10 protein-coding genes are annotated in these 12,310 nt (G+C 69.8%); 5 read left to right on the forward strand and 5 right to left on the reverse strand.

All coding sequences use genetic code 11. The annotated features are described in order from the left end of the window. Window positions 1-2 precede the first annotated feature (2 nt). Complete coding sequence (locus OG257_RS34510) at window positions 3-911, reverse strand: carbohydrate ABC transporter permease (RefSeq protein ID WP_329213930.1); 909 nt, start codon at window positions 909-911, stop codon at window positions 3-5. A gap of 109 nt (window positions 912-1,020) precedes the next feature. After that, entirely contained in the window at window positions 1,021-2,427 is a 1,407-nt protein-coding gene (locus OG257_RS34515) for an extracellular solute-binding protein (protein ID WP_329213932.1), read from the reverse strand. Between the two features lie 230 nt (window positions 2,428-2,657). On the opposite strand from OG257_RS34515, the gene OG257_RS34520 reads away from it, so the two are divergent. Together OG257_RS34520 and OG257_RS34525 are read left to right on the forward strand one after the other, a co-directional pair. Beyond that, window positions 2,658-3,674, forward strand: coding sequence for a LacI family DNA-binding transcriptional regulator (locus tag OG257_RS34520; protein WP_329213934.1), 1,017 nt, complete (start codon window positions 2,658-2,660; stop codon window positions 3,672-3,674). A gap of 376 nt (window positions 3,675-4,050) precedes the next feature. Next, a complete protein-coding gene (locus tag OG257_RS34525; protein ID WP_329213936.1) occupies window positions 4,051-4,215 on the forward strand; it encodes a hypothetical protein in 165 nt (54 codons plus the stop codon). A gap of 80 nt (window positions 4,216-4,295) precedes the next feature. Here the strand turns inward: OG257_RS34525 and OG257_RS34530 are convergent, their stop codons facing one another. Then, window positions 4,296-4,463 (reverse strand): hypothetical protein, encoded by a 168-nt coding sequence (locus OG257_RS34530; protein ID WP_329213938.1) that lies wholly within the window; start codon window positions 4,461-4,463, stop codon window positions 4,296-4,298. Between the two features lie 205 nt (window positions 4,464-4,668). Here OG257_RS34530 and OG257_RS34535 point away from each other — a divergent pair, with 205 nt between their 5' ends. Next, the gene (locus OG257_RS34535; RefSeq protein WP_329213939.1) at window positions 4,669-6,399 is read left to right on the forward strand and encodes an FUSC family protein; all 1,731 of its coding nucleotides are present in this window, start codon (window positions 4,669-4,671) and stop codon (window positions 6,397-6,399) included. A 29-nt stretch (window positions 6,400-6,428) separates the two neighbouring features. Here OG257_RS34535 and OG257_RS34540 read toward each other — a convergent pair whose 3' ends face one another. After that, complete coding sequence (locus tag OG257_RS34540) at window positions 6,429-8,741, reverse strand: FdhF/YdeP family oxidoreductase (protein ID WP_329213941.1); 2,313 nt, start codon at window positions 8,739-8,741, stop codon at window positions 6,429-6,431. Window positions 8,742-9,014: 273 nt separating this feature from the next. On the opposite strand from OG257_RS34540, the gene OG257_RS34545 reads away from it, so the two are divergent. Then, entirely contained in the window at window positions 9,015-9,653 is a 639-nt protein-coding gene (locus OG257_RS34545; protein ID WP_329213942.1) for a DUF1345 domain-containing protein, read from the forward strand. 18 nt (window positions 9,654-9,671) lie between these two features. Here the strand turns inward: OG257_RS34545 and OG257_RS34550 are convergent, their stop codons facing one another. Next, window positions 9,672-10,619, reverse strand: a complete 948-nt coding sequence (locus OG257_RS34550) for a methionyl-tRNA formyltransferase (RefSeq protein ID WP_329213944.1) — start codon at window positions 10,617-10,619, stop codon at window positions 9,672-9,674. 249 nt (window positions 10,620-10,868) lie between these two features. Between OG257_RS34550 and OG257_RS34555 the strand changes: the two genes are divergently transcribed. Then, window positions 10,869-12,224 (forward strand): lysine N(6)-hydroxylase/L-ornithine N(5)-oxygenase family protein, encoded by a 1,356-nt coding sequence (locus OG257_RS34555; protein ID WP_329213946.1) that lies wholly within the window; start codon window positions 10,869-10,871, stop codon window positions 12,222-12,224. Window positions 12,225-12,310: the final 86 nt, after the last annotated feature.

Consider the following 12,310-nt stretch of genomic DNA (forward strand, 5'->3'; position numbering starts at 1 on the left):
GGTCAGTTCTCCTTCTCGGCGCGGCGGACCAGGGCGAACCAGACGAGGGAGACGAACAGGATCACCACGAACAGGAGCAGCGACACGGTCGAGGCATAGCCCACGCGGCCCTCCACGAAGCCGGTGTCGTAGATCAGCTGGAGGGAGGGGCGGGTGCTGCCGTCGGGGCCGCCGCCCGTCATCATGTAGATCTGGTCGAAGACCTTCAGCGAGGCGATCACCTGAAGGACCGTGACCAGCGTCGTCGTACGGCCCAGCATCGGGACGACGACCAGGCGGATGCGCTGCCAGGGTCCGGCCCCGTCGACCGCGGCGGCCTCGTGCACCTCGCGCGGCACCTCCTGCAGACCGGCCAGGTACAGCACGAAGTTGAAGCCGATGGTCCACCACACGGTGGCCACCGTGATGGACACCATCGCCCAGTCCGGATCGCCCAGCCAGGACGGCGGGGAGTCCACGCCGAGCGAGGTGGCCACCGACTGGGCCAGGCCCACCTGGTCGGCGTAGATGAACATGAACAGCAGCGACACCACCGCGGAGGGCAGCACGAACGGCGCGAAGAAGGCGAACCGGAAGAACCAGCGGCCGCGTACGAACCGGTCGGCGAGCAGCGCGAGTGCCAGACTGAGCAGCACCAGCGGCACGGTCGTCAGGACCGTGAACCACAGGGTGTTGCCCAGGGTCCGCCAGAACTCCGAATCACCGAGAACCGCGGCGTAGTTGGACCAGCCGGCGAAATCTCCGAGGCCGCTCCTGAGCAGGCTCGTTCCGAAGAACCCGGCGACCACGGCGTAGACCAGCGGTCCCACCAGGAACACCAGATAGAAGAGGGCAAAGGGCAGCAGCATCCCCGGGCCCGCCCAGCGGTCACCTCGGCTGGACGGCGGGGGAAGAGCGGTTGTCGTGGCCACGGGTCGGCCTTTCGGTCAAGGCGTTCGGAATCCAGGGGCGGGTGGAACGGAGCTGAAGTGCGGCGGCACGATCCGGACGGTCGTACCGACGGGGGAGGGGCCGGAGCGGTCACACCGGCGCGGGCCGTGCGGCCAGTTCACGCAGTTCGCGGCGGATCCGTTCGGCGCCCGCCGTGGGGCTCGTGGCTCCGGTGAACACCGAGGTCGCCGCGTCCCCCACCACCTGCTGCAGGGTGCTGCCAGCGCCGCCGTACCACGCGGCCGGGTCGTAGACAGCTCCGTCCGCGGCAGCGGCGTAGTGCGATTGCGGCACCAGCTCCCGGTAGGTGCGCGAACGCTGCGTCGGCAGCCAGGCCGGCACATGGCCGCCCTCGGCCCACAGGTTGCTGGAGTGCAGCATCGAAGCGATGAACTCCAGTGACATGTCGAGGCGCTGGGCCTTCGCGGAAGGAGCCTTCGGCAGTACCAGGGCGTGCGAGTCCGCAGCGCACGCGTAGGGGGCGTCCGTGAAGATCCGGGGCAGCGGCCGCATGTCGAACTTCACCTTCGCGGACTTCACCGCGAGGACCTGCCAGACGCCGTCCATCAGGAAGCCGGCCTTGCCGGTGTTGAGGAGGGTGATGGCGCCGCCCTGTCCGTCGGCGGCAGGCGGTACGACCTTCTCGTGAGTCAGGCGGCGCATATAGGCGAGAGCCTCGGCGGCGGCCGCAGTGTCGACGACGACCCGCCGGCCCCGGTCGGCGACGAGATCCCCGCCGCCGAGCTGCCGGTACAGCGACCAGAACAGGCGGAACTGGGTCGAGGCGTCCTTCACCGAGGCGATCGAACCGCCCCAGGCGCCGGTCACCTCCTTCGCCGCGCGCATCGCGTCGATGAAGGCGTCGGGTCCGTCCAGGTCCGCCAACCGGCCCTGTCCGTCGAGGAGTCCGGCCTTCTCGGCGATGTCCGTACGGAAATACAGCACGAACGGATGCGTGTCTATCGGCACGGCGTGCAGCACGCCTTCGACCTGCGACTTCTGCCAGGGGCGCGCGTCGAACCGGTCGGGGGTGATTCCGTGCCGGGCCAGGTCCGCGCTGTGCAACTCGGAGAGCAGGCCCGCCTCGACGAGCGTGGGCACCTTCGACAGGTGGGTGACCGCGACCTGCGGCGGGCGGCCGCCGAGCGTGGCGAGGGTCAGCTTCGTGTAGTAGGGGTTGCCCCACAGGAAGGTCGCCGATCTCAGGTCGACCGACCGGTGTGCGGTGCGGAAGACGTCCTGCATGGCCAGCATCCGCTCGCCGTCGCCGCCGGTGAACGGATTCCAGAAGTTCAGCCGGTCCGGCTCGGGTGCGCCGCCGGTGAACCCCTGCGCCACCGTGCTGCCGCAGCCGGCGGCGGCGAGCGCGGTGGCGCCCGTCGCGCCGAGCGCCAGCGTCCCGCGCAGCACGCGGCGACGGGACGGGGCGGGCGGCAGGGCGGGGGGCAGGACGGGCGACGGGACAGGGGACGGAGGGGGCGGTATGCGGTCCCGCATGGGTAAGCGTCCTTCCACGGCAGAGGTGGAGTACAACGTTGGAATAGAGGGCAGTGGCAGTCGTACTGCTGGGCTGCCCGCTGCGGTTACAACGTTGTATCCGGCGCGTAATGCGGCGTCAACACCTCCGGCAGGAACTTCCTGCGGGAGGTGGGCCGGGAAGTTCGGCATCCGGCATTGCAACGTTGGAACATGACGTACGCTCCAGGTGCCGAAGGAGGGGGGATCACGTGGCAGGCAGTCGCCTGAAGGACGTCGCGGAGCGCGCCGGGGTGTCGATCAAGACCGTGTCGAACGTCGTCCGCGGTGAGGCGAAAGTGGCCGACAGGACCCGGGAGCGGGTCCTGCACGCCATCGCGGAGCTGGACTACCAGCCGAACGCCTCCGCCCGCCACTTGCGCACCGGACGCAGCGGCATCATCGCGCTCGCCGTCCCGGAACTCGTGTCGCCCTACTTCGCGGAACTGGCCGCGGAGGTCATCGCAGCCGCGAAGAAGCGGAGCTGCACCGTACTCATCGAGGACACCGGCGGCGACCCTGCCGAGGAGCTGCGCATCGCCTGCGGGCTCAGCGATCCGCTCATCGACGGGGTGCTGCTCAGCCCGCTCCGGCTCGACGAACAGGTTCTCGGCGCCCGTGAACGGCGTGTCCCACTGGTCCTGTTGGGCGAGCGGTCCTACGAGATCCCCGCCGACCATGTACTGATCGACAACGCGGCCGCCGCCCGCGAGGCCACCGACCACCTGCTCTCCCTCGGCCGACGCCGTGTCGCTGCCATCGGGCAGCCCGCCGGACTCGCCCACGCGACGACGGTCCAGCGCATGCACGGCTACCTGACCGCGCTGCACGCGGCAGGGGTCCCGCACGACCCCCGACTCGTCCCGGACACCCGGGAGTTCACACGCCGAGCGGGGGCGGAGGCGATGCATGCGCTGCTCGCCCTGGACGACCCGCCGGACGCCGTCTTCTGCTTCAACGACCTGCTGGCCTCGGGCGCGCTGCGCGCAGCGCACGACCAGGGCGTACGGGTGCCCCAGGACCTGGCCATGGTCGGCTTCGACGACGTGGAGGAGTCCCGCTACAGCGTGCCGTCCCTGACCACCGTCGCTCCCGACAAGCGGGGCATCGCCGAGCTGGCCGTGGACGCGCTGATGCGCAGGATCGACGCGGGCGCGATGGCGCCACACTCGCGACTCACCGCGGGGTTCGAGCTGGTGGTACGGGAGAGCACCCGCCCGGCGCTCTGACCGTCAAGGGCCGTGATCGTCACGGGCCTGCCCTCGGCACCGGCTCCCGCGCCGGCTGCGCGGCGCGTTCCTGCCCGCGTGCTTTACCGCTGTGCCGACAGACCCACTCCGTTTGCGGAGCGATCGACATCGAGTTTGAGTGGAGACGACCCCTCACGCGCACCGGGAGCGAAGAAGCTGCTGGTCGCCCACGGCTACCAGCCGGAGTTCCGCGCCCGTCCACTGCGCCGCACGATCGACTCGCGCCACCGCACCATCCGCGGCGCAGCCGCCGAGGGCGGTAGCCCGGACCCCGATCAGGCCTCGTCCGGCAACGCATCCTGGCGGGCGTCGGGATCATTCGCGGCGCCCGCCCGGGCAACGCAAGGAGAGAACGATGGCGCATCACCACCACAAGTCCAACAAGCAGGTCGAGGGCGACCCGGACCAGGGTCACGGACGCGGCATGCCCAGGCGACCGGACGAGAAGCGACTCGCCGAACGCGTCGAGGAGGACCGCGAAGAGGCCGGTCTTCCTCCCGAGGAGCACACCTCGGACTAGTACGGCAGCAGCGACGCGCCGGATGCGACCCACGGGCCGCGTCCGGCGCATCGTCACGGCGCGACCGGCCTGGCGCACGCCTATTGCCGCCCGGGATCCTCGGGAAGTCGGTCCAGGGCTGCCGAGACATCGGTGAGGCGGGCGGTCTCGGCGAGGGCGCGGGCGATGACCGATCCCGGCTCCCGGGCGGTGATCACCCGCCCGACCGGCAACGTCCGGGCGGGCTCGGCCATGGGTACGGCCCGCATGCCGTGCGGGACTCCGAAGACATGCCTGTGCCCAGCCTCTCCTGCATCGCGAACCCGCCTTTCGGGCGGTGCAATTCCCGCCGCCGGCCCCGACCCGCGCCCTACGACTGCGGCGATCCATGACCCGACCGGCAGAGGAGCCAGGTGATATACACCGCGTATGTCCCGTTTTCGCCTGCGTCTCCCCGCTGTGATCGGGAGTGACATGAGGCGTTCGGCACGGCAGGTGGGGCGCGCTCTCTCTCCGCGTGGCGCGCTCGCCCTGCATAGCGTGGACGGCGCCCTGTCCTTCGCGCTGCGCGCCGCTCTGGCCATGGCGTTGCCGGCGCTGCCGATGGCACTGGCCGGGCATGCCGATCAGGCTGTCTACGCCATGCTGGGCTCCTTCACCACCACGTTCGGCCGCAATCTGCCCTATGCGCGTCGCGCCCGCGTGCTCGCACTGGTCGCGGTGGCCATGACCGCGTGTGTGGGCTGCGGTTCGGCTCTTGCCGTGTGGGCACATCCGGGTGACACGGGATCCGCCGTGGTGGTCGTGGCCATGGCGGTGGTGGCAGGGATCGCGAAACTCGCCTGTGACGCCGCGCGCCTGAGCGGGCTCGGCGCGGTGCTGCTGCTCTTCTCCTTCGCCGTTGCCGCCAACGGCTCACCGGCTCCGGCGGACATCCTTCCCCAGACCGCGCTGGCCGCATCGGGTGCGGCCGTCGCCTGGGTGCTGGCCGTGTCGGGCTGGTTCGTACACCCGGACCGTCCGCGCCGTCTGGCCGTGGCCGCGGCTCTCCGCGAACTCGCGGAGCTGCTGGAGGCCATCGGCGAAGGGAAGGGCGGCGGACTCGTCCGCCACAGGGCGACCGCGGCCGTCCTGGAGGCGTACCGGACACTCGGCCTCATGCCGCCGACAGCCGCCGAACTCGGTGGCCGGGGCGACACGTGCGTTCGTCTGACCGACCTCTCCTGGTCGCTGCTGAACGGTTCCACCCGCCGACGGCCGCAGGACCCGACCGCCCTGGCACGGCGCCTGCGGGACCAGGCCCGCCTCCTGGTGAGCCGCCGTCGACGGGAACCGCGGCTGCTGCCCGAGCTGCCGCTCCCGCCCGTGGGCACCCTGGCCGGCCCGGTCGCCGTCGACGACCAAGAGCGCGCTCCCACCGGTTCCACGACCCGGCGCGACGCCGAACTGCGTGCCTCCGAACTGGTGACGGGGCAGCTCCACGGACGCCCCGGTCGCACGTCGGTCCTGCTCGTCCCCGCCCTGCGGATGGTCCTGGGCACCGGACTGGCGGGAGGGGCCGCGCTTGTGCTGGGCCTCGGCCACAGCTACTGGGCCGCGATCTCCGCCGCCGCGGTGCTGCACTCGGTCAACGTCCGTACGGCGACACAGCGCGCCATCCAGCGCACGCTGGGCACGGTCGCCGGACTGACGCTCGCTCTCGTGGTGCTCGCCGCGCGCCCCGATCCGGTGGTGCTCGTCCTGGTGATCGTCCTTCTGGAGTTCCTGCTGGAGTACGTCGTGGCCCGCAACTACGGTCTCGGCGTCGTCTTCCTGACACCCCTGGCGCTGCTGCTGACCGATCTGGCCGCCCCCTCGGCGGCCGGAGCCCTCGTCGAGGACCGGGCGCTGAGCAGCGTGCTCGGGATCGTCATCGCGCTGGGCTGTGCGCTCGTGGTGGTCCATGACCACGCAGCGGTACGGGCGGAGCGCGCGCTGGCCGCGTGCACCGAGGCGTCGGGGCAGGCGGAACGTGCCCTGGACGGACAGGCCGAGCCATCGGTCCCGGTCGTCCAGACGCGCCTGGCGGCGGCCGTCGTGGAGTTGCGCGAGGCCGACGACGCCGCGGCGGGCGAGCTCTGGCCGGCGGAGATCGATCCCACCGAACTCGCCGCCGCGGAGCAGCGTGCCTACCTTCTTCTGGAGCGGCTGGTCCGTCCCCGATGACGCGACGCCCGGCCTGCGCGCCCTTCCCCTCAGGTGGCAGGACCGATGGTCACCTTGACGTGCTTCATGAGCGGCTGGTCGCTCTGGGTGCTGTAGTCACCGAGTGCGCACAGCACGTTCATCTCGGGCATGTAGCCGGCGGCGCAGCCACGGGGAATGTCGTACGGGATGGCGAGGTAGCCGTTGAGGAACCGCCGGCTGCCGTCCTTGGCGGTGCTCGTGATGTCCACGGGCCCGAGGTCGGCGATTCCGCGTTCGCGCATGTCGGCCCGGTTCATGAAGACGAGCGTGCGCAGGTTCTTGATGCCGCGGTAGCGGTCGTTGTCGGAGTAGATGGTGGTGTTCCACTGGTCGTGGGACCGCATCGTGCCCAGCGCCAGGGTGCCGGGGGCGGGGACGACGTCGGGCAGGACGGCGGTGGAGAACTCGGCGCGACCGGACGGGGTGAGGAAGACCAGTTCGCGGGCGGGCTGCTTGATACGGAAGCCGAGGGGCAGGCGCACCCGGCGGTTGAAGTCCTCGAAGCCGTCGAGGGCCTTGGCCATGGTGTCCCGGATACGGTCGTAGTCCTCGATGTACCACTCCCAGGGCGTGGCGCTGTCGGGCAGGGCAGCGCGGGCCATGCCCGCGACGATGGCCGGCTCGGACAGCAGGTGCGGTGAGGCGGGGCGCTTCATGCCGATCGACATGTGGACCATGCTCATCGAGTCCTCGACGGACGTGCTCTGGATGCCCTTGCGCTGATGGTCCTTCTCGGTACGGCCGAGGCAGGGAAGGATGAGTGCCTGCCGGCCGTGGACGAGGTGGCTGCGGTTCAGCTTCGTGCTCACCTGCACCGTGAGGTCGCAGCTGCGCAGCGCCGCACAGGTGACCGGGGTGTCGGGCGCGGCGAGGGCGAAATTGCCGCCCATGCCGACGAACACCTTCACGTCGCCGCGCTGCATCGCCTCGATGGTCCTGACGGTGTCCAGGCCGTGTTCACGGGGCGGCTGGATCTCGCAGACCTCGGCGAGGCGGTCCAGGAACGCGTCGGTGGGGCGGTGGTCGATACCGCAGGTGCGGTTGCCCTGTACGTTGCTGTGCCCCCGCACGGGGGAGGGGCCGGCCCCCTCCCGGCCCAGATTGCCGCGCAGCAGGAGCAGGTTGACGATCTCCCGGACGGTGTCGACGCCGTGCTCGTGCTGGCTCACGCCCAGGCACCAGCTGACGATGCTGCGGTCGGCCTCGCCGTACACCCGGGCGGCTTTCAGGATGTCGGCGCGACTCAGCCCGGACTGGTTCTCGATCTCCTCCCACGGCGTGGCCTCGCACAGCGCGCGGTACTCCTCGAAGCCGGCGGTGTGGCGGTCGATGAACTCCTGGTCCAGGGCCTTGGGGTCGGTCGTGGACTGCTCCAGGACCGCCTTGGCCATGCCGCGCAGCAGAGCCATGTCGCCGCCGATGCGCGGCTGCAGGTTCAGGGTGCTGGTCCGCGTCGTCTTGAGGACGGCCATGTCCACGAAGTCGTGGGGAACGATGGTGCGTGTGGCGGCGGCCTCGACCAGCGGGTTCACGTGCACGATCTGGGCACCGCGATGGAAGGCCTCCGCCAGTGCGGTGAGCATCCGGGGCGCGTTGGAGGCGGCGTTGACCCCCAGGATGAACAGCGCGTCGGCGCTCTCCCAGTCCTTGAGGTCGACCGTTCCCTTGCCGGTTCCCAGGGCCGCCTGAAGGGCGCGACCGCTGGCCTCGTGGCACATGTTGGAGCAGTCCGGCAGGTTGTTCGTGCCCAGTTCACGGGCCATCAGCTGGTACAGGAACGTGGCCTCGTTGCCGAGGCGGCCGGAGGTGTAGAACGACGCCTGATTCGGGTTGTCCAGCCCGCGCAGCGCGCGGCCGACCACCTCGAACGCGTCCTTCCAGGTGATCGGGACGTAGTGGTCCGACACGGGGTCGTAGACCATCGGCTCGGTCAGTCGCCCCTGGTTCTCGAGGTCGTAGTCGCTCCAGCCGGACAGCTCGGTCACCGAGTGGGCGGCGAAGAACTCGCGTCCGACCCGCTTGCGGGTCATCTCCCAGGTGACGTGCTTGATCCCGTTCTCGCAGATGTCCAGGTGCAGCCCTTTGGTGTCATCCGGCCACGCGCATCCGGGACAGTCGAACCCGGTGTTCTCATGGTTCATGCGCATGATCGCCCGTGGGCCGTCCACAAGAGCGCCCTCGCGTACGAGGAAACGGGTCACGCTCTTGGCCGCGCCCCAGCCCGCCGCGGGGTGGTGGTAGGGGCGAAACTCCGGTTCCCCCTGGGGAGTGGGGCCCACCGCGGGCTCCGGACGTTCCTGGTCGTCACTGTTGGCGCTCACGACTTCCGACCTTCCACCATTTGGGCGCAGGGTGACAAAACGGCGCTTTCGGGAAAGGTATGTCCGTCGCCCCGGGCACGCCACTCGGCACTCCCGGCGCTGCCGGACCTGCCGCGCTGCCGCCCGGCCGACGCGCGGATAGCCTGAGGGCGCCCCTTGTGCCGGCCTTCGATGCCATGGCCCGGGGGAAGTCGTACGCGTCCGAGCCGTGGTCGTACGGGAAGGGTGAACCCTTCACCGGGCTGCCGAGGCAGCCCTCTCCGCGAGGTCCCGATGAACCACTGGTCAGTACTCTCCGCTGTTCCCCGACTTGTCGGCGCGGCAGTCCTCGGGGCGGCCGTCGGCGCGGTGGTCGGGGTGCTGACCGCCAACACGCCGCTGGGCGTCCTCGCGGGCATCGCCGCGGCGCTGACGGCCTTCGTGGTGGTGGGGTGGATCGTCCTGTGGCCCATGAACGCCGCAGTGACCCATTCCAACGTCCGGCGCGAGGAATTCCGGCCCGTCGCCGAGGAGCTCGCCGTCGTCGGGTCAGCCCTGTGCGGGCTGCTCGGCATCGTGGTGCTGCTCCTGGTCGACGACGACGACCTGAGCCACGCCGCCGCCGCCACGGCGCTCTGCGGTGTGTTCATGGCCTGGGCGGCGCTCCACCTGATGTACGCCACCCGGTACGCGTACATCTACTACGTGCCGACTGCGGGCGGGATCGACTTCAACACCGACGACCCGCCGCAGTACAGCGACTTCCTCTACTTCAGTTACAACCTCGGGATGACCTACCAGGTCTCCGACACCGACGTGTCCAGTTCCATCATCCGTGCGGTGGCCCTGCGGCACTGCCTGCTGTCGTACGTGTTCGGCGCCAGCATCCTGGCGACCACGATCAACCTCGTCGCCGGAATCGTCACGCGTTGATACGGGGAGGCCGGCGGGTCAGGGGCGGCTGGTCAGGTAGCCGCCCATGTTGGTGAAGTACTCCGTCGCCGGCAACTCCCGGCCGTCCTCGGTCCGTACGCGTGTCACGGCCAGGCCGTGGTTGCGGCCCGTGCGGGCGTCGGCTCCGGCGACGATCACCACGCCGTCGCCCTCGCGGTAGAAGATGCGGCCGGGCGTACCGCCGTAGCGGCCCTCGGACACCACTGCGGCGAGGACCTCGAGCCGCTTGCCCTTGTGGAAGGCGTAAGCGCTGGGGTACGGCTCGGACTGGGCGCGGACCAGGCGTTCGAGGTCCTCGGCCGGCCAGTTCCAGTCGATCCGGATGTCCTCGGCGGAGCGCTTGTGGAAGAAGGTCGCCAGGGAACGGTCCTGCTTGGTGAACTCCGTCTGTCCGGACGCGATGAGCGCGAGTGCGCCGGTGGTGACCGGGGCGATGAGGTCGACGGTCTTGTGGAACAGGTCGGTGGCGGTGTCCGTCGGGCCGACGGCAACCGCCTCCTGCCGGACGATGTCCCCGGCGTCCAGTTCGTCGTCCATCATGTGCGCGGTGACGCCCACCTCGGGCTCGCCGTTGATGAGGGCCCAGATCAGCGGGGAGAAGCCGGCGTACTTCGGCAGCAGCGAGTCGTGGACGTTCAGCGTGCCGTGCCGGGGGAGGCCGAAGATGCGCGGGGGGATCCAGGTGCGCCAGTTGTTGGCGACGATGATGTCCGGGTCGGCCGCCTTGAGGCGCTCGAACAGTTCCTCGTCGTCCGGACGGTTGCGGATCAGGACCGGGACGCCGTGCTCCTCGGCGAGGTCGGCGACCGAGTCGCTCCAGATCTTCTCGTACGCGTGCTCACTCTTGGGGTGTGTCACGACCAGCACCACGTCGTGCTCGGAGTCCAGGAGGGCTTGCAGGGTGCGGTGCCCCCAGGTCTGGTATCCGAACATGACAACCCGCATGGGGTTCCTCCTCAGGGTAGGGACTGGTCGTTGGTCAGTAAAGCAAGCCTTACCTTAGTATGCAACGCGATGGCGTGAAGCCGTAGTTGGCGGGAGCTCCTGCGACCGCCCGTCCGGCCTGCCCTATCGACAGCTCCACGGGATTAGCTTAGGCTTACCTAAATTCCAGCGGGCCGCTTCGTCGGCGTGCTCACATCCCGTACCTTCCCCCACGCCTGACAGGCGGCTTCCCCGCACGATGGGAGTGACATGTCACAGGTTCTTCCTGGCGACGTAACACCGGTCCACGACCTCATTGGCATCGGCTTCGGCCCGTCCAATGTGGCCATGGCGATCGCGATCAGCGAGCACAACGCACGCGCCGGCTCACAGGAGGCGGTCAGCGCTCACTTCTTCGAGCAGCAGCCACGCTTCGGCTGGCACCGCGGCATGCTGATCGACGACGCGACCATGCAGGTGTCCTTCCTCAAGGACCTGGTGACGCTCCGGAACCCGACCAGTGAGTTCAGCTTCCTCTGCTATCTGAAGAGCAAGGGCCGGCTGGTCGACTTCATCAACCACAAGAACCTCTTCCCGCTGCGGGTAGAGTTCCACGACTACTTCGAGTGGGCCGCGGCCCAGGTCGACGACATGGTCTCCTACGGCAACGAGGTCGTCGGGGTCACACCCGTCGTCCGTGACGGCACCGTGGAGTACGTGGACGTGACGGTCCGGTCGGGGGAGGGTCTCGAGGTCCACCGGGCCCGCAACCTCGTCATCGGCACCGGGCTGCGTCCCCTCATGCCGGAGGGTGTCGAGCGCGGCGACCGCGTCTGGCACAACTCCGATCTGCTGGCGAAGGTCGCCGGGCTGGAAGGCACGTCGCCCTCCCGGTTCGTCGTCGTGGGCGCCGGGCAGAGCGCCGCCGAGAACGTCGCCTACCTGCACCGCGTCTTCCCCGAGGCCGAGATCTGCGCGGTCTTCTCGCGCTACGGCTACAGCCCCGCCGACGACAGCAGCTTCGCCAACCGGATCTTCGATCCCGAGGCGGTCGACCAGTACTTCACGGCGCCCGACGAGACCAAGCGCAAGCTGATGGACTACCACGGCAACACCAACTACGCCGTGGTGGACATCGACCTCATCGACGACCTGTACCGCCAGGCGTACCAGGAGAAGGTCCTCGGGACCGAACGGCTGCGCTTCGTCAACGTGTCCCGGCTCACCGGTGTCCAGGAGACGCCGGAGAAGGTCCGGTCCACCGTGAAGTCCCTCGTCACGGGTGAGGAGAGCGAGCTCGACGCCGACATCGTGGTGTTCGCCACCGGCTACAGCCCCGTCGACCCGCTCGGCCTCCTCGGCGACGTCGCGGACCGCTGCCTGCGCGACGACGAGGGCCGTGTCCGCGTCGAGCGCGACTACCGCATAGCGACCGACTCCGACCTGCGTTGCGGCATCTATCTGCAGGGCGGCACGGAGCACACGCACGGCATCACGTCGTCCCTGCTGTCCAACACCGCGATCCGGGTCGGCGAGATCCTGGACTCGCTGCTCGACCGGGGCGTCAAGTCCGCCTCCGACGAGGCCAGGCCGGTCGCGGACGGAGCCGGGAGCACAGTCCGCTAGCCCGCAGTCGCGGGGGATCAGGGCCGAGGCGCGGGGTGACCGACTGCCGCGCCTCCGCAGTGGATCAAAGGGATAACGTACGTCGA

The organism is Streptomyces sp. NBC_00683 (assembly GCF_036226745.1).
Lineage (GTDB): Bacteria > Actinomycetota > Actinomycetes > Streptomycetales > Streptomycetaceae > Streptomyces.